This window comes from Dyadobacter sp. CY343 (genome assembly GCF_021390335.1).
GTDB lineage: Bacteria > Bacteroidota > Bacteroidia > Cytophagales > Spirosomataceae > Dyadobacter.
The window spans coordinates 42,249-60,108 of sequence record NZ_JAJUXK010000008.1; the positions used below are offsets into that span (position 1 = coordinate 42,249).

Below are 17,860 nucleotides of genomic sequence, written 5' to 3' on the forward strand. Positions count from 1 at the left end.
AAAAATTCGATTGTTAATTTTGCAGCATGAATTTCAATATCATACTAAATGCTGTTAATGCACGCTATGGCATCAAGGATCATTATTTTCGACGATAATCAGGAGAGGTTAAATAGTGTGTCCATGCTGCTCAATCTTTCGGATGGTTTTGTGTGCACGGGGACATTTCCCAATGCCAACAATCTTTTAGCGAACATTACCGAATCGAAGCCCGATCTGGTGCTCATGGATATTGATATGCCCGGAATAAACGGCATAGACGCAACCATCCTGATCAGAAGACATTTTGGTGCATTACCTGTGCTCATCCAAACAAACTTTGAGGAAGATGAACGGATTTTTGGTAGTCTGCAAGCCGGCGCAAACGGATATTTACTCAAAAAAACAAGCCCGGAAAGATTCATTGAAAGCTTAAGAGAGGCACTTGAAGGCGGTGCGCCGATGACCGGCAGCATTGCAACCAAGGTACTGCGTTACTTTTCTGCTGATGCAGCCAGCAAGAAGGACTACCACCTCACGGAGCGTGAAAAGCACATTTTAGGATTTTTGGTTAAAGGTTATAGCTACAAATTAATCGCCGCAGAATGTGATATCGCGTACAATACGGTGAATAACCACATCCGCAATATCTATGATAAGCTCTATGTCAATAGCGCCACCGAGGCGGTGAGTCTGGCGATCAGGGAGAGGTTGGTGTAACGCCGGGAGCTGTGTTACTCACAGGGGAAATATCGGCAGGCCGAATGTAACCTGCCCGTCGCCGCCGTAAGTGGTTCCCAGCACGTGAAAGAGGAAATGGTTTTCTGCGATGGGAAGCAGCTTCCCATCGCAGAACATCCAACCATCAGGAGCGAATTTCCCGGCGAATAGCTTGATTTCGCCTACGTAGGGATAATCCATGGCGAGTAATCGTTTTATGCTTTCGCTACTCTTTTACAACCGCTACTCTTTTACAACTTTCCTGATTTCGGAAATACTTCCGTTGTCAAATTTCAAAATGTTCAGACCAGGAGACAGCTTGTCAATCGTAATGATATTCGATCCGGCTTTTAGTATCTTGCTCTTATGCGATAGTAATCTCCCTGACAAATCGTAACTGCTTATATTCCAGGTTCCTTTCGTTAATGCATTGATTTCAATATATACTTTACCAGTACCTGGGTTGGGATAAATGTTGCCGACTACCGCGTTTTCTGTGTTGCCTTCCAATGCGATTATTTTGGAAAAGCTGTATTTGGTGTCCAGATCTATCATTTTCAGGCGATAATATACTTTTCCGATAGATGCATTAGGATCCAGGAAAGTGTAAATTCCGGGTTGATCCGATGCTAGTTCACCTATTTTCTCAAATTTTTTCGCATTCACGCTCCTTTGGATCTCGAAATGACTGAAATTGACTTCGGAGCTGGTTTTCCAGGTAAGTTCATTACTTTTTTCTACGGTCTTGCCCGTGAAAGAAATCAGTGTAACTGGTAAAGGTTGACCAATCGATTTCGCAATAAAGCCGCTGAATCCGGTTACAGGGAATGTTACTTCCCAGATGGAATTAGTTGCGTTCCAGACAAAAGTATATTCTCCTGCATTCCATGAATTTCCCGCGCCCGGGATAGGTTTTGGTGGTCCTGGATAGTTCAGGCCTGTCGCGCTGGTTCCTGAAAATTTAACGATCTGGAAGTTGGCAATACCCGCGGCATCATCCGGGCCGGTTGGTAGCAGGCCAGCATTGATCGTTGCATTATAGACGTCGAAATCGGCTTGTGAGAAGTACAAGGTTACCGTGCCGGTTGCTGTGTTTGCGTTTGTGGCTGGTGTAATCTCATAATGCCGCGGCACATAGTTGAAAGGCGGGGTTGTTTCAAGCCAGCTTTTAATGGTAGCTTCCGTAAAACCGTTTGTGGGCACTACTTTGGCTATATATTCACAATCATTGGCTATTAGAGGCGTTGTGGCTAGATTTTGCGTATTTGTTGTTGCTGCTGTGGGGAGCGTGACGTTACCGCTGCAAATAGGAGCAACTATATTCACAAAGTAATCTTCCGTTTCGCCCAGTCGATAGTCCCCGCAGGCAGAATTAATGATATCTCCGCTCCCGGATATGACTCTCATACGTGTCAGGCCAGGCAGCGCGTCTTCCGGTATGGAAGCGGAACCTGTCAAAGTGTATTCGGCCCCAAGGTTATCTGGTGAGGAAAAAACTCTTTCCCCCGGTGCATCAAAACTTCCATTATGATTAAAATCAATCCATACAGATGTCGAACTCATAGTAAATCGACCACAAGAAGTCATTGATACAGAGATCGGAATGGTGTTACCTGCTGTAAGGTTAGTGGCGGCAATCACCCGGGTGTAATCCGAGTACCGACTCAGCACTGAGCCAGGTCCGCCGGTTTGACCACAATTCGAGGAGTTGTTTAATTCGCCTATCGTCACATTGGCAATGTCGGCAGAATTGGCATCTTCTGAAATGGAAGTACAGGAACAATAAAGGGAGGGGCGCTGAACAGCCACGGGTGTTGATAGGGTTGTGCTTTCGCCGGTTGGACAAGTTACAGCGCAATAAAAATTGTCGGGACCGGTGATGGTGGTTGTGTAGGTATCGTCGGTAGCACCGGCAATGGGACCGGCATCATTGTACCATTGATAAGTGTTGTCGCCCGTTGTGATGATCGGACTCAGCGAAAAAGTAAAACTTACTTCGGGGCAAACCAGGTTTTGGGTCGCAATAGTAGTTGTTTGGGCAGGGGTTCCACTACAAGACGGTGGCGGTACAATGTTGATCAGATAATCTTCTGTTTCTCCTTTAAAATAGTCTCCGCACGGAGAAGTAAACAGACTTTGGCCGGCGTTCTGGGCGGAAATGATCCGCATACGGGTAGTACCTGTGGGTGCGTTTTTAGGGATTAAAAATGAGCCCGTGGCAGTAAGACTCCCCTCACCCCGTCCTTGAAATATCAATTCGTCCGGACTTTCAAAGGAACCATTGCGGTTGTAGTCAATCCAGATCATTGTATTAAAGAAAAAAGCGCTTCCGCCAGCGGATATTGAAAATGGAATCGTGGCTGATTGATTAAAGACAGGCGCATCCACAAGGGTTGTGAAATCAGAATAAGCACCCGACACAGATCCCGGCCCACCAAGCTGAAAAGAGGTGGTTGAATTGTTGAGCGTCCCTACTGTCACATTATTAATATCTAATCCCTCTGGGTCCCGAGCGTAAGATTTGCAATAGCAGGGAGCAACAGAAACCGGGATCGATCTCGTCGTTGTTTCGCCGTTGGAGCATGATACATCACAGTAATAAACATCCTCTCTTGTAATTTTTGCAGTATAAGTCTCGCCTGTTGCGCCGGCAATGGGTCCGTCGTTATTATACCATTGAAACGTATTGCCGATCGTCGTCACAGCAGGGCTCAGCGAAAATGTATACCTTCCATCCGCGCAATCCTGCTCTTGTGTAGCGATTGTATTGCTTTGTGCCGGGGCGCCGCTGCACACCAGCGGCAGCTCGATGCTGACCAGATAATCTTCCGTTTCGCCCTGATCATAACTATCGCAAGCAGAGCCTACCGGATTTTGACCAGCATTTGTAATTACCCGCATACGGGTTGTGCCCGTCAACGCACTGGATGGAATGATAAAAGAGCCGGTAAGCGTTTGGTTTCCGGAAGTTGGCGTTGCTGTTTGATATACTCTTTCATCGGGAGCTTCAAAAATGCCGTTCTGATTGTAATCGATCCAGACAGAAGTGGCGGCAGTACCGGTGTTCTCAGCTATTTGCACGGAAAATGGAATTGCCGCCAACTGATTAAAGACCGGCGATGACACCACAGTGGTATAATCGGCATATCTGTTTGTAACTGATCCGGGGCCGCCTGCCGCGGAAAGGTCAGAAGTGTTATTGAGCGTCCCTGCTGTTACATTAAAAATGTCCAGCCCCGCGGCACTGGCAGCAACAGAAGTACAATAGCATTGATCAAACGGTTTTAAACTAATGGAAACCGGAGTTGATTGACCAACTTGGCCACTCACCGTACAGGTGACTTCACAATAAAAATTGTCTGCGTTTGTAATGGTTGCCGTGTATGTCGGGTTGGTCGCACCGGAAATCGGACCCGCATTGTTAAACCATTGGTAAGTGAAGCCGGCAGCATCGACACTGTTGAGTGCGGAAGCGGATGAAAACGACAAATCAATGGTGCGATTGAAGCAGGTAACGGATTCACTTGCTACGGTATTTCCCGGTGCAGGCTGGCCAGTGCACGCAACTGTGCTTAGAATATTTATTGTGTAATCTTCTGTTTCACCTCCGCTATAATCTCCGCAAGGACTTACATTCGATTCATTGGAGTTGATAACCCGCATCCGGGTTGGGCCTGGCAGGGCGGTCTGAGGAATAACGATTGAACCTGATACCGTATAAGACGGGTTGAAAAATCCAGCTGAGCGATATACGAGTTCACCCTCCCCATCAAAAGCTCCGTCATGGTTATAATCAATCCAGATCGATGTCGTGGATTGTCCGTAATTTCTACAACTACCGATGCCGATAGAAAAAGGAAGAGGCGCTAGTTGGAAAAGATCCGGAGCGGCCAGCTCGGTATAATTTGCATAATCATTTAAAACAGACCCGTCGCCACCCGTTAGACTACAGTTCGAAGAATTGTTTAAAGTGCCAATCGTTACATTAAATATACTCTGGCCATTAACACCCGCAGAAGCGCAATACGTTTGTGCATAAAGGCTGCTACCGTCGGCCAGGCACAAGAGGAATAAAAAGAATGTGAAGTAGAATTTTATGGTTTTCATCCGAACGTAGTTAAGGTCTTTTATACAAAAAACAGTAAACTACACACGGTGCACAATAGCAAATAATTGCTACTCAGCGTTTCGGTATCAAACGGTGTGATAGCAATGCAGACCGGCGCGCACGGCCGATTCTGTTATTAGATCCGAAAATATTTCTTGGAATTTCAGAACCAAAAACCGATCTGAAACGCGATCCGCGGCTTTTCTTCTTTTTTTTCTTTGGGTATAAAGGCCCCTACCGCGAATGTGAGAATATCAACCGGCGCAAACCAGACCCCGCCTCCATAGTTATAATGCAAAGATTTTGACTCCTCATCGTCCAGCCAGACACGGCCATAATCGAAGCTACCAAAAACGCCGTAAGTAAGGGGTAACGTCGGGTTATAGCTGCTCCCCAACCGGATACGAAGGTCGGTATCATGCCAGATGCTGCTGTGCCCGTAAAATCGCTCCGTACGATAGCCCCGCAAACCTTGCTTACCTCCCAATGTGGGCATTTGGAAAAATTCATAACTGTCCCCAAAGATCAGCCCGGTTCCTATTTGAGTTGCCAGAATAATGTTTTCTCTGGCATCGAGGCTGGTATAGTAGGCGAATTTCGCCCGGAATGAGCCGAAGTTATTCTTGTTATCCAGGTTGGTCGTCCAGTTGAAACCGGCATAAAAACGGATACCTGTGTGCGGTGCAAAAATGTTGTCAACACTGTTAAAGTCAAGTTGAAACTTGCCGCCGGCAAACATTTTTGTTTCAAAAACATCATCGGATAATTCGTTTTCCGCACTTGTAATAAACCTTCCGCGCGTTGGCTGGATGTCTGACAGCTCCAAGGTTGGGCCAAGCGTAATGAAGCCCGAAGTACCTCCGAACCGTTTTTTTAATGCAGGATAAATGTGTAAAAAGCTTTGTCGTACCCGGTAAAAATCCGGATCATCAACCGGCCTCTCCGTATCATTTCCTAATCCTGCGTAGTTGAATGCGTAGGTTGGCCCGTGATAATAAGTGTCCAGATAAAAATCAAACTTCTTGAAAGCATTGATAAAATCACCGGTATAATTGACTTTGAAGCCTTTGGTAGCAAATGCATAACTGGCCCCAAAGGCATGTAATGAGGCATAAGGCTCTTTTTTGAATCCATAACGCATCCAGGTAGCACTTGCACCGAGCAAAAGGCCATCGTCCGGGTTGACGCCCAGAATGGGTGCGGGGATGGCAATGTCGTAATTGCTGTCGGCACTTCGCCTGTCATAGACATTGTACCGGTAAAGATTTGTGCGTTTGTCTTTTATGTCAGCACCGGAAACGACTGTGTTGTTGCGAAGATCGTCGTAAACCAGCGTTTTTTTCTTTCCCGCGCCCGCTTTCGTGCTGTCCGCAAACACATCCGTTCCCAATTCGCCGATCAATCTAACCTGAATGCCCTTATTCGCATCTCCTTTTACGATGAATTCGTCATCATCGCCATTGCCATAAACATTGATCGTCCTGGTAACGTCCGCGTCAAAAACGCGCTCGTAATTCAAGTGCTTGATATGGCGGTCTTTTCCTGTTTCGTAAACCGATACTTTGGTCCGCCTGTCATCCAGCCTTTCCACCACAATCCGTTCTTCTTCTTCCGTGCCTATCACATTTACATTTTCACTTACAAATTCATAATGCGTCCGGGCCATTTTATGCAGGTTATCCCGGCGGCTTATTATGTTGCGGATCAATGCAGGCGAGGATATTTTTCTGGCTTCCTCAGGCCAGCTGGCAAAAGCGTTATGGATAACTTCGTCGGTCAGGTTAAGCTGGATGAATTTTGCTTGTTCTTCCCATTGCTGCCACGTAAGCCGGGTGAGGAATGTTCTGTCAAAAAGCCGGGCGCTCCATGTGGTCCATTTCATACTCTGGATCTCGGGACTAAAACTTTGAAGCTGACGCAGAAATGGCAATGTCAGCCGCGCAACGCCGGTTAGCACGCCATCATACATGGAAAACGCCTGGTCACGGTCTCTCGGGATCGGGCGGTATAATATTGTCCCATCCGGCTGCTTCACCGATGACCACGCCCATTGATCATCATGCCTGTCCCAATCACCCACGACAAAATCGAAGAGGCGGGTTCGGATCGCCCATGCTTCATCCACCTTATGCTTGCCATTTTCCAGCATGCTTTCTACCAGTTCAGGTGTGCTGACGATTTTATCAGGATTCCCAAAAAAAGCGGCCTGCTTCCATCGTTTTCCGTCCGGCCGTTCTTCCAGTAAGTTCATTGTGCCACCGAAAAGCGCATTGTAAGTGGCCAGCCCGGGCTGCGCCGGGACATAGTACAATTTCGGATTGGTATGGTAAACTTTCACCGCATCCGCCAATACAGGCATACAAAGCGGCGCAAAAGGATTGGTTGACAGGAAGTTATCTTCAACCAGATATTTCGCAGCGATCATTTGATTGAATGGAAATGGCAAAAACCGGCTCACGTCTTTGGTCAGGCCTCTTAATGCGTATTCTTTCCCATCATTGTCCCGCAATCGAAGAGAATTGGTCTGGTTACCGCCGCCTTGTTTGACGGCCGTGACGCCACCTTTGTATTTGCTCAGGTCTAAAACGGGGAATGTATATTTTCGAACGTAAAGATCTCTGTTGTGCCGGCCGAGCAGAAAATTATGAAATCTGCCCACAGGTTTTACCTCATTGCTGGTCACATACCGGCTTGTGGAATCATTATGCTGGTTATATTCTGTAAATGCGATGGTAGAATCAGGCAATTCAATGGTTTGCTTATCCTTAATCTTTTTACGAAAAACCACCTTGGCCTCTTTTCCATCGGCGCTAACTTCCCAGAAATTGGTCCATGCCTCGCCGCCTTCATAAAAATCAATGGTTGAATAACCCAGCCTGGATGAAGCAAACTGCGAGCCCTTACCCAGGCTTACAGGGCTATTCTTACTCCCGCTTCCACTGACAATGAATTTCTGATTATCGTTTTCAATAAATTGCAATGCATGCTCATGGCCGCTGGCAAAAATGAATTTGCCATTCTTTTTCGCCCCTGCCATCACAGCGGTGCGCAAGTCTTTGTAATGCTTGTTGGCAACATCCTGCTTCGAGCCGATCGTTGCGCGGAATATGGCGCTGATGCTGCCCAACACAGGCAGTGGGATCCATAGATCGGGATTAAGCTCTGTTAAAGGAAAAATATGTTGCTTGATGGTAAACCTTCCCCCGTGCGGCCCGTAGGTGTAAGGCGGATGGTGCATAGCGAAGACCACATTTTTATTGCGGTATTTACGAACCACGTTTTCAAAAATAAACCGGAACTGTTCCCTGTTTTTGATCTCACAGCCATCATTGATCTTTGAATCCTTATCCCAATCCGTAAGCCACCATTGCGAATCAACCACAATAACCACCACATTGTCATTCAGTTCGATCACTTCCGGACCTGAGCAGCCATCTAAGGGCAGAAAATAATTTTCGTAATCTTCCTTGTCCGTGACACCGCGCTTTTCATTGATATATTTATCAACAAATTTTTCCTGACGCTTCAAACCCTTCACGCCCCAGCCGCGCCAGTCGTGATTGCCGGGCAGGAAAATGGGCGTTCCTTTGAATTTATCCAATGTTTCCAGCTGGGAAATGATCCTGAACTCGGCTATTTTCCGGTCTGCCGAATCCTCCGCAGGCGGCATGCCGTATTCGTAAATATTGTCTCCCAAAAACAATGCAGAGCTGTTCTTCGACTCCGTTTCCAGCTTTATTTTGAGATACTCCAAAACCGGCGCGCGGCTCTCTGGCGAATCGTTTCCGGCATCGCCGATGAGATACATAGTGTGTTTCAAAACCAGATCCGGGGCCGGCGCGTCCTGCTCCCAGTTAACTGCTTCTTTTGAAAATTGGGTTTTATAGCTGGCACATGAAAAAGCACCAGCCAGCAAAACGAAAAAAATGATAACCCGCAACACGCGATTCATCGGCTGATTTTTTTAAACTTTAAAATGTTGCCCGAAAACAGATCGTCACCTTCGTTGGAAATGTAGAGGTTTCCCTGTTTATCGAAAGTAATACCCTCGGGCTGGATAAACTGGTTCCCATTCAGCGCATAAGCCTCTTTTACCTTCCATTGACTATCGGTTACGACCATGAGCTTGTTGACAGCTGAGATAATATACCAGTCATTTGTCAACGGATTTTTGGCCAGACCCGACGGCCGGAAACCGCGTTCTACTTTGCCCGTGATCGCTTTAATCTCCTCCACATTGATGGAAAACTGACCAGCAATCTGCGAAGAATCTTTGTCCGGCTCAATGATGTAGCCTGTAATGCTGCGCTTGGCATTATCCTGCTCGCAGTTTTTGCAGAGAATGTAAATTTTGTCAGAAGTTTCTTCGCCAAACATGCCTTCATATTCTCCTTTCGGTAATATTTTCTTTATCTCCCTGATCTGCTCCACTTCCTCAAAAACCGCTTCTGTCAATGGAAAATTATAAATGACGCCATTGCTTTTCAGGACATAGACATTGTTTTTGATAATGGTAACATCCTCGTAATCACCTTTTTTAGAAAACTTAACATTCAGCTGCTTCGGCTCGTCCCAACCCAGCCGGTAAAGCCGCCCGTCTTCGTCCTGGATCGCGTAAATAGTGTCCGGATTGCCCTGATTTAAGGTAATGCCGGATATCTCGAAGAGACTTTCCGGCATGTTGAATTTATCCGGCTTGCCCAGATCGTAATCTTTGTAAACTACCCGCTCCTTCTTTGTAGAGTCGCACCCGCCCAAAGTCAGCAAAGCCAGCAAACTAATCTGCTGTAAGAATGTTGTCATATTTTAATACGTTTAGTCCGATAGGTCTGCTGATTCTGCCGGCGGGCTGCCTCTTGCAAAACACGCCCATTAAAGGAAAGCCAGCTGATATCACGGTTGAGAACCATCATTGATCAATGTTCAAAAAGTGCGGAGGCAACCACGAAGGCGATGACGGACACGACTATACCGAACATAAATACATTGTAGGCAATGCGCAGCAACCGATATTTCCGGCCAAGCACAACGCCCTGGGAATAAACATCTTTGGTCAAACTCCCGTATAAAAACTCCCGGTCGTTCATCATGCGCTGCATGCCGTTGGAATAGTCGCTAAACGACATCCGGTAAAAATTTCCAAAAAACAGCAGGTTCACATTTTTCGTATCAATATCCTCCTGCGTAAATGTTCCATGCGGGATCGTCGGGCGTGTTGAAAGGATGGAAAACACCATTGTGATCATGCAAATTGTAAGCAGAAGTATGGTAGGAATGATCAGGTAAGTGTTGTCTTCCAGCTTCCGGATGAGAACGCTAAGCAGGACAGAAATGATGATGGATGTGGTTGTGATCATGATATGAGCCTTATTGTCAGCCATATCGCTCAACCTCTGATGGTTATTGGAACTGATCCGGAACATGGTTTCAATGCCTTTGTCCGGTCGGTCGTTCTTTATCTTTTTAATGTCTGAGACTTCCGGCGCAGTTGCCGGAGTAAATGTTTCCGTAACGGTTTCAACAACCGGTTCAACGGTCGACGATTCCAGCTCCTTTTCTTTCAGCTTTTCAATGTTCCTGCGCTTCTGCTTGGCCAGCAAATCACGGCAGTAGTCGGTTTGAAAAGTGTGCGATTCCAGCAATGCAATGGTGCTTTTTCGCCATTCCGCTTTGTCCATTTTTTTGCCGGAACGCTGTTCTGCTTCTTTGCGCACCAGTTTGTTCCAACCCGAAAACTCAGGCGTTCCGAAATGAAAAAGGTCTGCGTCACAAACCACCTGCTGCAAGAAATTCTTGGGATTTTGCGGCCATATAGTCGCCAGAATGCACCCTTCCACTTCTGCTATCACACTTTCATCCAATGCTTCGGATCGTAGAAATTCGGTTGCAAGTGCAGCTCCGCGTTGTTCATGACCTGCCGCCTCGCCGGTGCTGTAACCCGTGTCATGGAACCAGGCGGCGGTGACGACGATGAAAGTTTCCTTGTCCTCCAAACGGTAATGATTGGCAATTTTGACTGCATTGGATACAACGGCTTCGGTATGCACCAGGTTATGGTAACTGAGTTGCGCCAGTTCTTTTTTGCCAAAAAAATGATGGACATAATACCGCACCTTGTCAAGCCGATGGTTGTAATTCATAGAAGTTCAATTTAATGCTGCATTCAATATTGTATCAGAGCCACTCTGAGTCGAGGTTAACCCCAACCCTGAGCGCCTTTAATCCCGTAACACCCTGTAATTCTTCCAGATCAAGGAATTCCAAATCGTCTTTTAAATTATTTTTCTCCTGTAAATACCGGATATACCCGACATATTCATCGGCGGATTTAGTATTGAAATATACGAGCGCTATTTTCCCCGGCTGCGTAAGGCGCTCGCCACTTCCTTTTATATGTACTTTATCGATACGCTTTTTAATAACCTGATAACGAATGTTGTACGCGCCTTCTACATCGAAACGCCGCTCATCATCGCGGAAACTAATGTCAATGCTGCTGGAATGAATGAAAATCAACTGCGTGGTTTGCAGCGGTTTTTCCATCTGCGGAATAAGCGAATTTGTGATTTTTGAAATGGCTGCCATCGAAGTCAGTTGCCAGAGCCGTATGTTTTTAAGATACAGTTCACTAAACTTCTTTTCCGGCTCAATAGACTGGCCGATATAGATATCATATTCAATGCCATCCGTCCTGAACTTCTCAAAATAGCAGGGATAAGACTGTTGAATTTCCTTTCTGAAAAGATCCAGATACAGGTTTACAGATGAATTGACCGTTTGCATGGAAGCTTCGAGCGCGCGTCTGTTGGAATAAGCAGCTCCGGTATGTTCGTCTGTTATTTCGAAATACTTATCGATAACATCTGCCAGTTCCTCATTTTCATCATCCGCCACGCCAGAGGCCGATTGAAAAGCCCGTGCTTCTTTAAAATGTAACAAAAAAGGATGTGCCTCGTATTCCAGGAAATCCCGCACACGCATCTCATCGCTGTCCGTGGAATCATTGTCGATTTCTTCGATCCATTTTTTGCATTTATAGATCATCTCATCAGCGAGCCCGAATCCCAGTTTCTGCTTTAAAATCGTAAAGGTTTCTATCAATAAATCAAATTGTAAGTGTAAATCGTCCCTTAGCGCGGCATTTCTTTCCAATGTCGAATTCCGGATATCAATGGCACCGTAAAGCGGATATACATTGCGGAATTGTATCGTTTCAATGGTAGAAGAAGGCATTTTGAGCGATTTGTCGCGGAGGTAATGCCAGGCCGTTTCGCGGAACCGCCATTGTACGGCAGGTTGCAAAGACGTAAATTTCTCCCTGATCACATTATCGATTCCCACATTGAATTCATCAATGTAATATTTCATCATTTGCCCGATGAAAGGAAGTGCGGCATCCAGCCGCGCCAGCACACGCTCGTCGATCGCTGTATTTGATTTGGAGTAAACTTCGAGCACTCCGATAGCCTTGTTATCGTAGTATACGGGTAGCAAAGCATAAGATTCCACGCCATCGGCTTTGAGTATGCGGATGAAATCCATCTTGCTTTCGTCTTCCAGGGCCAGATTTCTCATAAACAGCACCTTAGGCGCCTGGAAATACTGGTTAGCCATAGACAGATACATATCTTCCGCCTCATTGTCCTGAAGTGCTGCGGTCATCAGCTTACTGAAAAGCACAGTACTCCGGTCGAAAACAAGCTTATTGTTCACACGCAGCACGGGCAACAATCCAAAATCAATGTCAGAATTGCAGGCGAGCATTTTCAGCGCATTGGTAACGTTGCTGAAATAGGTATTTGCGTCGTAGGAAGCGCGGCCAAGAATCGCACTTTTGATGTTGTCAACTGCATGTTCGGCTGTTACATCGGTAAATACAATGACCGAAAAACCTTCGAACCGGAACATGTTTAACGGAAGCACCCGGCTCAGCACATCAATATCGTTGGACTCCTGCAACTCCTTCCGGATCTCTTCCCGATCAAGTTCAGGAAGACTCTCCTTAGCATATACGTCTGCAAACCGGGTGTCCAGATTTGCACGGTAATATCGTTTCAGTCCGGTCTTTTCGTCGTTCAGCGCAATGATCAGGTCGCTCTCGTGCAGTGGTGGAAATTGGTAAAGCCGTTCAAGGATAAACGAGTACAGCTTTTTCATTTTCTGCTTCACATTGATCGCGGTTTTATCCGCAATCTCGCATCTGACATTGCCAGAATTGTCGGTCATCAGCTTATAAAAACCCGATGTGCCGTAAAATACGACCGGACTTACAGGCGTACTTAACGCCCAAAAAACTTCATCTTCATTCGTAACGGGCGGCATCAGCATGCCGTAAACCAAACTTAGTTCCTCTCTGAAATCTGCAATATTGTTGATATCAATGTCCGCCGAGAAAGCCGGATTCGACCGAAGCCGGTCCAGCACCATGGAGAAGAATGTTTTTTTGACTGTTTGTTCCTGTCCTGCTTTCTCTTCCAGAAAGTTGATAAAGTTTCTGAATGAAATGGAAGAATCGATTTTCTGGAGACCGTATGGTGCATCTTGGATTACATCAATAATCGTCGGTTCCATTATTATTATTTTTAAAAACGCGCTCACTTACTGGCGGTCACCAAAAATCCGCGTTTTTCGGTAAAATCCAATGTAAAATCTCTTATTACTCTTTCAGTTCAACATTGGTTGGATAAGGTTAGTTTCAAGGATTTTAAGTAAGCTTTGCTATTCCTGACCCTTTAAATTGTTATGAAAAAAATCTATTTAAGCATTGCGCTTTTTGCTGCATTCAACAGCACAATAGCGCAGCAGAAATCGCCTGCGCCGCAAACATTAAACTACAAAGCTGATCTCAAAGCCACCGGCACGAGCGTAGACAAAACAAAACGCATTGACTCGCTGCTGCAAAGTTTTATTGATCAGAAAAAGGCCAGCAGCATTGTAGGTTTTGTTGCCAAAGGCGGTAATGTCGTTTATAACAAAGCATTTGGCTATAAAGACGTTGAGAACAAGGTTCCAGCCGCTGTGGACGATTACTATATCCTGTTTTCTCAGACCAAAGCAGTGACGACGGTAGCTTTTATGACCCTCGTGGAAAAGGGATTGGTTTCGGTGGATGATCCGGTTTCTAAATATTTCCCCGAGATTTCCGATAAAGTAGCGACAGCCATTAAAGAGGATGGAACATTTGAGACAAGGCCGGTGAAGACGCCGATGACATTCGCACATCTGATGTCGCACTCGTCGGGGATCAGCGCCGGGCTGGTAGGAAAGGCGCGTCGCGCCGAAATGGAAAAGAAGAGTGCCGCTGCAACCTCAGGAGCCACGCCACCAGCAGGGCCGGGACAGCGGACCGGCGGAGATGGCACGGCGAAATACCTCAAAGACGAAATGATCGCGCTTGCCAAATATCCGCTGGGCTTTGATCCCGGCAGCGAATGGAGTTATCATATCAGCACCAATATGCTGGCTTATATGGTGGAGCTCATTTCGGGCAAAAGCCTGCGTGAATACGTCAAGTCAACGGTTTTGGATCCATTGGGAATGACCGAAACGGACTGGTATTACGAGCCCTCTAAAATGAGCCGGTTCGTGAAGGCTTACAGCGACATTGATGGCAAACTCGTGCCGGAATCCAACAAGTATAGCGAGACCACGATCAGCCCGGTCCAAACTTATGCGGAGGGAGCTATTGGATTAAACGGACCTATCGGCGACTATGCCAAATTCTGCCAGATGCTGCTCAACAAAGGCGAATACAATGGCAAGCGCATTCTCAAACCCGAGACCATTGAGCTGATGACCAAAGTGAACCGCCTGCCTGAGGTGAATTCCGGTGGAAAAGGCTTTCAGTTTGGACTTGGATTTGAGCTGTACAATGCAGAAAAGAAACCGGTTCCGGAAGTTTCCAACACCGCGTTTGCCTGGGGAGGGCTGTACGGCACGGATTACATTATTGATCCTGAAAATAATATGATCGTGCTGTTTTACCTGAATATGCCCAAGCACGAGCCGATGTATAAGCCATTTTTGAGCAAAGCTTATCAGCTCTTCAAGTAATTGAGCGACAACATCGATCCTTTGGAACGCGTGTTGATGCAATGGGAATATTCTTATTTTTTCCCGATCGCGCAAAGCGCACACGTAATATTTGATGACGGCCGGGTTCAATCCGGTTTTAAATGCGAAAAGGACTAGTGTGGTGTTGGAGATTGAGGCGATTTAGGGTGCATCATTAATCCAGTTTCAACGGTGGCCCTACCACCTTCATTTCGTTTGCTTCGAACAATTTGGCAATTTCCTGTGGCGTAGGATCGTGAGTCAGTGCTGCCATTTGCAAGAAAAATTCTTCCAATTTCCCAGCTGGCTGCAAGGTTACCAGCATTTTGCCTTTGGCCGATGCCTGGGTCCAGGCGTGGGGGACGGCTCGCGGCAGAAAGATACTCTCGCCGGCCGTCAGACTAAACCTTTCCTTATCGACAAGAAATTCATAGGCGCCTTCGAGCACATAAAAAACTTCGTCCTGGCCCGGATGCACATGTAGCGGCGTCCCGCGGCCCTGACTGAGTGAGGTTTGCTCAAAAATCGCAAAACCACCATCTGTATCGCTACCCGAAACCTTAACATCTAATACATTCGCATTGACGCCCTTTAACTGGATGTGACCATGCTTACGTCCTTCACCAGCCTTCGCTTTAAATACTTTTCCGATCATTCCTTTTAAAGCCGCTGCCTTCGCAAATACAATGGCAGGAAGTGAACTAATGACAGCCATACTGCCAATGAATGCGTTTCTTTTCATAGGATAATGAATGTTGAAAGTTAAATTCGTTCAGGTTAAAGGCATTTGGGGAAAAGGGTAAAAGTGCGCATTAACGCTAAATGGACATTTAGCGTTTGCGTTGATTATTTAAGCTGATATTTTTGAGGAGAAGCGCAACTAATTTAAGGATACCAGACGTGCGGAGTGCTACCTTTAAATAAGTTGGAAAGAGCGCGAGTGGAAGTCCCTCTTCCAGCCTTTTGGCTTGGCCAGGCTTATTTATTGAATTTTTACTGTAAATATTGTATTGTCAAGGAAATGACCAGTACTATGCAGCAGACATTTCAGATAAATCCCGCCAACATTAACGCGCAAGTGATCGAGAATATTCTCGCTACTGCCAAAGCCAAATTTGGAAGTCGCACATTTCGACTCATCATCGAAGACGAGCCTATTGCCGCACCTGTTGATCAGAAAGAGCTTTATAAGAAAACGCTGGAGCTGCGCGAGCTGTTTAAAGATGTAAGTGTCCCGGCTAATTTAAATTTGTCTGACCTGGCAAATGAAATGCTGGGTGAATGAACAAAGTCTATTTTGATACCGATGTTTTGGTCTATCTGCTTATTTCTCAAGAACCTGATAAAGCAGAGCTGGCTTACCCACTCTATAAGGCGGCCACAGACAATAACCGTTTTTTTATTTCATTGCTTTGTCTGCAAGAGGTGGCTTATGTACTGCATCGTTTGGGGCAACAACCAGACAGCATTGAGCGGATGCTAAACACCTTTTTGCCCTCAGAACCCGTATCATATGATTTAAACCAAATGAGGCGCGGCATTGAGCTAGCTAAATTGGTTGGTTTTCAAAATATTAGCGATTGTATTCATACAGCCATAGCCGAGGATCATTGCACAGAATTGATCACCTTCAATAAATCCGATTTCAAGCGGATCCAAAAGTTCTCCAAGCTTAAAATCACAATCCTGTGATTTTAAGCTACACGACTACGCCATTCTACATTGTGATATCAATAATTTCTTTATGCTGACTGCATGTGAAATAATCGCAGTAGGTTAAAGAGAATAGCAATTTTACGATTGATACGATTGTGCGGATTGACGAGGTGCTAGGGGTGGAGTTGATTGGGGTTAGGGTGCTTTAATAATCTCGAATTATTGACCCACGTAAGATTGTATATTAGCTGTAGAATATTTATAATTATTGAGCAAGATCTCAAAAATGAATATGTTTAAGCATTCCGCCGCGCATCCTGAACAAGCAATAGTAATGATTTTTGACCTTGAGGGGTTTTCAAAGTTTTTTAGTCAGCCCGATGTCCAATCCTACGTGCCAAATTATTTGAATGGTGTGCTGGAGGCGGTAGAAATTGCCGTAGGAGGTGGACACGCGTATTATCTTGATGACAGTGATAACGAACCGCCGGGTACCAATGATTTAAGCCCTTTACCTAGACCTATTCACAAAAAATTTATGGGTGATGGAATGCTCTACATTTGGAGATACCACGATTTTACTGCTGCAACAAAAAGAAATCTACTCAACAGGCTTTACAACCTTCAACTTCACTTCTCAAAAGTTACATTAAGAGTTGCAGAAGAAGTTCCCGTAATTGACATTCCAAAAAGAACTAGAATAGGAGTATCAGCAGGGTCTATATACAAGCTAACATATTCCACTAGTCGACGAGACGAATATATCGGATACAGCATTAACCTGGCAAGCCGATTGCAAAATTACTGTAAGGGTATTGGATTTATTGCTTCTGCAAGAATAAATGCATCGCACCAAAAATTAGCAGAGTCGAAATATGTTCGTGTTGTTGCAACGCAGCTCAGAGGTTTTCCAATGATTCGCATTTTTTAAGAGGATCTTTACTCAAGTACATATTGATAAGGTTGCCTAAAAGAACTATTAGGCAACAGCTCAATTCCCCACTCACTGCGTAAGATTTTTGCTCTCTGGACAAGGGTTAGATCAACTTTTAAAACTTGCGAGAATTGTTATCAAAATCCCTCCTCAATTTTCGACTTAAACCCTTGAAAGTCGTTTTCTAATAGTTGTTTAGTTGAAAATAGAGATTTGCTCTTTTCACCTTCCTCCAATAACCGCTCCAACCGCCCCTTCATCTCATCATTCTCCTTCGAAATCCCTCCTTCAAATAATCAACGAAATCAAACAATCTCTATATTCTCTAAGTTATCATAATTTGAGATGTTTACGCTGGCAGCAACCCATTCGGCCGCCATATCGCATTAATTTTAGATGCATCTACACGC

At 45.6% G+C, this 17,860-nt stretch carries 13 protein-coding genes; 5 read left to right on the top strand and 8 right to left on the bottom strand.

Features of this window, described 5'->3' with window-relative positions:
* The first annotated feature begins 66 nt into the window (after nt 1-66).
* Entirely contained in the window at nt 67-699 is a 633-nt protein-coding gene (locus LZG94_RS23815; protein ID WP_233794168.1) for a response regulator transcription factor, read from the top strand.
* Between the two features lie 18 nt (nt 700-717).
* On the opposite strand, the gene LZG94_RS23820 is transcribed toward LZG94_RS23815, so the two are convergent.
* The 7 genes from LZG94_RS23820 to LZG94_RS23845 form a co-directional block, all read right to left on the bottom strand.
* Nucleotides 718-900 (bottom strand): phage tail protein, encoded by a 183-nt coding sequence (locus LZG94_RS23820; protein ID WP_233794169.1) that lies wholly within the window; start codon nt 898-900, stop codon nt 718-720.
* Nucleotides 901-942: 42 nt separating this feature from the next.
* Nucleotides 943-4,806 carry a GEVED domain-containing protein gene (locus LZG94_RS23825; RefSeq protein ID WP_233794170.1) on the bottom strand — a complete coding sequence of 1,288 codons (3,864 nt, stop codon included), beginning with the start codon at nt 4,804-4,806 and terminating at the stop codon, nt 943-945.
* 164 nt (nt 4,807-4,970) lie between these two features.
* Nucleotides 4,971-8,759: a metallophosphoesterase gene (locus LZG94_RS23830; protein ID WP_233794171.1), complete on the bottom strand. Its 3,789-nt coding sequence runs from the start codon at nt 8,757-8,759 to the stop codon at nt 4,971-4,973.
* Nucleotides 8,756-9,610: an SdiA-regulated domain-containing protein gene (locus LZG94_RS23835; RefSeq protein ID WP_233794172.1), complete on the bottom strand. Its 855-nt coding sequence runs from the start codon at nt 9,608-9,610 to the stop codon at nt 8,756-8,758. Before LZG94_RS23835 ends, LZG94_RS23830 begins: the two co-directional genes overlap by 4 nt.
* Nucleotides 9,607-9,720, bottom strand: a complete 114-nt coding sequence (locus LZG94_RS26605; protein WP_409013358.1) for a hypothetical protein — start codon at nt 9,718-9,720, stop codon at nt 9,607-9,609. Before LZG94_RS26605 ends, LZG94_RS23835 begins: the two co-directional genes overlap by 4 nt.
* A gap of 3 nt (nt 9,721-9,723) precedes the next feature.
* Nucleotides 9,724-10,947: a Pycsar system effector family protein gene (locus LZG94_RS23840; RefSeq protein WP_233794173.1), complete on the bottom strand. Its 1,224-nt coding sequence runs from the start codon at nt 10,945-10,947 to the stop codon at nt 9,724-9,726.
* 34 nt (nt 10,948-10,981) lie between these two features.
* Nucleotides 10,982-13,378, bottom strand: a complete 2,397-nt coding sequence (locus LZG94_RS23845) for a GAF domain-containing protein (protein WP_233794174.1) — start codon at nt 13,376-13,378, stop codon at nt 10,982-10,984.
* A gap of 171 nt (nt 13,379-13,549) precedes the next feature.
* On the opposite strand from LZG94_RS23845, the gene LZG94_RS23850 reads away from it, so the two are divergent.
* Nucleotides 13,550-14,860, top strand: coding sequence for a serine hydrolase (locus LZG94_RS23850; RefSeq protein ID WP_233794175.1), 1,311 nt, complete (start codon nt 13,550-13,552; stop codon nt 14,858-14,860).
* 175 nt (nt 14,861-15,035) lie between these two features.
* Here LZG94_RS23850 and LZG94_RS23855 read toward each other — a convergent pair whose 3' ends face one another.
* Nucleotides 15,036-15,602 (bottom strand): cupin domain-containing protein, encoded by a 567-nt coding sequence (locus LZG94_RS23855; protein ID WP_233794176.1) that lies wholly within the window; start codon nt 15,600-15,602, stop codon nt 15,036-15,038.
* Between the two features lie 291 nt (nt 15,603-15,893).
* Here LZG94_RS23855 and LZG94_RS23860 point away from each other — a divergent pair, with 291 nt between their 5' ends.
* The 3 genes from LZG94_RS23860 to LZG94_RS23870 all read left to right on the top strand — a co-directional run bounded on the left by LZG94_RS23860 (nt 15,894) and on the right by LZG94_RS23870 (nt 17,447).
* On the top strand, nt 15,894-16,145 hold the full coding sequence (locus LZG94_RS23860) for a hypothetical protein (RefSeq protein WP_233794177.1): 252 nt from the start codon (nt 15,894-15,896) through the stop codon (nt 16,143-16,145).
* A complete protein-coding gene (locus tag LZG94_RS23865) occupies nt 16,142-16,552 on the top strand; it encodes a PIN domain-containing protein (protein ID WP_233794178.1) in 411 nt (136 codons plus the stop codon). Before LZG94_RS23860 ends, LZG94_RS23865 begins: the two co-directional genes overlap by 4 nt.
* A 256-nt stretch (nt 16,553-16,808) precedes the next feature.
* Nucleotides 16,809-17,447, top strand: coding sequence for a hypothetical protein (locus tag LZG94_RS23870; RefSeq protein WP_233794179.1), 639 nt, complete (start codon nt 16,809-16,811; stop codon nt 17,445-17,447).
* The last annotated feature ends 413 nt before the right edge of the window (nt 17,448-17,860 follow it).

Bases quoted from the DNA above. Each gene is read 5' to 3' on its own strand.
- LZG94_RS23815 (WP_233794168.1), top strand. From the start codon at position 67: ATGGCATCAAGGATCATTATTTTCGACGATAATCAGGAGAGGTTAAAT.
- LZG94_RS23820 (WP_233794169.1), bottom strand. From the start codon at position 900: ATGGATTATCCCTACGTAGGCGAAATCAAGCTATTCGCCGGGAAATTC.
- LZG94_RS23825 (WP_233794170.1), bottom strand. From the start codon at position 4,806: ATGAAAACCATAAAATTCTACTTCACATTCTTTTTATTCCTCTTGTGC.
- LZG94_RS23830 (WP_233794171.1), bottom strand. From the start codon at position 8,759: ATGAATCGCGTGTTGCGGGTTATCATTTTTTTCGTTTTGCTGGCTGGT.
- LZG94_RS23835 (WP_233794172.1), bottom strand. From the start codon at position 9,610: ATGACAACATTCTTACAGCAGATTAGTTTGCTGGCTTTGCTGACTTTG.
- LZG94_RS26605 (WP_409013358.1), bottom strand. From the start codon at position 9,720: ATGATGGTTCTCAACCGTGATATCAGCTGGCTTTCCTTTAATGGGCGT.
- LZG94_RS23840 (WP_233794173.1), bottom strand. From the start codon at position 10,947: ATGAATTACAACCATCGGCTTGACAAGGTGCGGTATTATGTCCATCAT.
- LZG94_RS23845 (WP_233794174.1), bottom strand. From the start codon at position 13,378: ATGGAACCGACGATTATTGATGTAATCCAAGATGCACCATACGGTCTC.
- LZG94_RS23850 (WP_233794175.1), top strand. From the start codon at position 13,550: ATGAAAAAAATCTATTTAAGCATTGCGCTTTTTGCTGCATTCAACAGC.
- LZG94_RS23855 (WP_233794176.1), bottom strand. From the start codon at position 15,602: ATGAAAAGAAACGCATTCATTGGCAGTATGGCTGTCATTAGTTCACTT.
- LZG94_RS23860 (WP_233794177.1), top strand. From the start codon at position 15,894: ATGCAGCAGACATTTCAGATAAATCCCGCCAACATTAACGCGCAAGTG.
- LZG94_RS23865 (WP_233794178.1), top strand. From the start codon at position 16,142: ATGAACAAAGTCTATTTTGATACCGATGTTTTGGTCTATCTGCTTATT.
- LZG94_RS23870 (WP_233794179.1), top strand. From the start codon at position 16,809: ATGTTTAAGCATTCCGCCGCGCATCCTGAACAAGCAATAGTAATGATT.